The following is a 1,021-nucleotide window of genomic DNA, read 5'->3' on the forward strand; positions in this document are numbered from 1 at the left end:
CGGCCACGGCCGCGCGGCGCTGCGGATGGCGCTGCTCGCCGCCCGGCACGGCGAGCTGGCCGAGGCCCAGGGCTGGTGCGCGCGGGCGGTCGAGTGCGGTCCTGCCGAGGTCGCCGAGCGCGCCGCACGGCTCACCGACGCCGTGAAGCACGAGCTCACGGCGTAGGTCGCGGCGTCGCAGGGCCGCCCCGGCCGGGCTCCGGCCCGGTCGCTGCCCGCGCTCCTTGCCCGCAAGGGAACTGATTTGCACTGCTCAGCGCATCTGGTCTACATTGAGGACACAACGGCGCGGGGTGGAGCAGCTCGGTAGCTCGCTGGGCTCATAACCCAGAGGTCGCAGGTTCAAATCCTGTCCCCGCTACTTCAGTACGAAGGCCCGGTTCCTGAGAAATCAGGAACCGGGCCTTCGTCGTTCCCCCTGCTGCGCGGTCCTGGTACGTAGCCCTGGTACGCAGCCCTGGAGCGTCCGGGAGCCTCCCGGAGTAGTGCCTCGGACATCGTTCGGGCAAAAGCGCGCAAACATCCTTGGAAGCCTTCCCCACCGGCGCGATCCTGGTCTTCTACGCGGTGCGAGGAGGCGGGGTTGCTGCGCGGACGGTTTGGGCGGACCGTGCTGCGACGGCGTGACGGGCCGGCGCCGGCCACGGTGCTCGACGCGGAACGCTGGAGCGGGTTGTGCCGGGCGGCCGTGACCGGCCGGCCGGAGACCGTCGAGGCACTGCTGGACGCCCTGCGGGCCGCGGTGGACAGCGGCCTCCCCTACGACCGTGCCGCGGCGCTCGACGCGCTGCTGCGGTCCCCTCCCGAGCTGCTGCCCCATCTGGACCGCCGCGCCCGCGCCCGGGGCGCCCCGTCGGTGCCGCTCCGCCCTGGCGGCACCGATCCGCTGCGCTTGCTGCTGGCCTCGCTGGACCGCGACGGTCACGTCCGGCAGGCCGCGGTGGAGGCGCTGACCGGGGTCGGCGGGCCGCTGGCCGCGGCGGCGCTGGCCCTGCGCACGGTCGACTGGGTGCCCGCCGTA

At 74.0% G+C, this 1,021-nt stretch carries 1 tRNA gene and 1 pseudogene; both read left to right on the forward strand.

Going from position 1 to position 1,021, the window contains the following annotated elements:
* The first annotated feature begins 287 nt into the window (after nt 1-287).
* Nucleotides 288-361, forward strand: a tRNA-Met gene (locus tag G3I60_RS43655).
* A 249-nt stretch (nt 362-610) separates the two neighbouring features.
* A pseudogene (locus G3I60_RS43660) lies at nt 611-1,021 on the forward strand (hypothetical protein); the annotation flags it as partial.

It is taken from the genome of Streptomyces sp. SID13666 (assembly GCF_010548325.1).
Taxonomy (GTDB): Bacteria; Actinomycetota; Actinomycetes; order Streptomycetales; family Streptomycetaceae; genus Actinacidiphila; species Actinacidiphila fildesensis.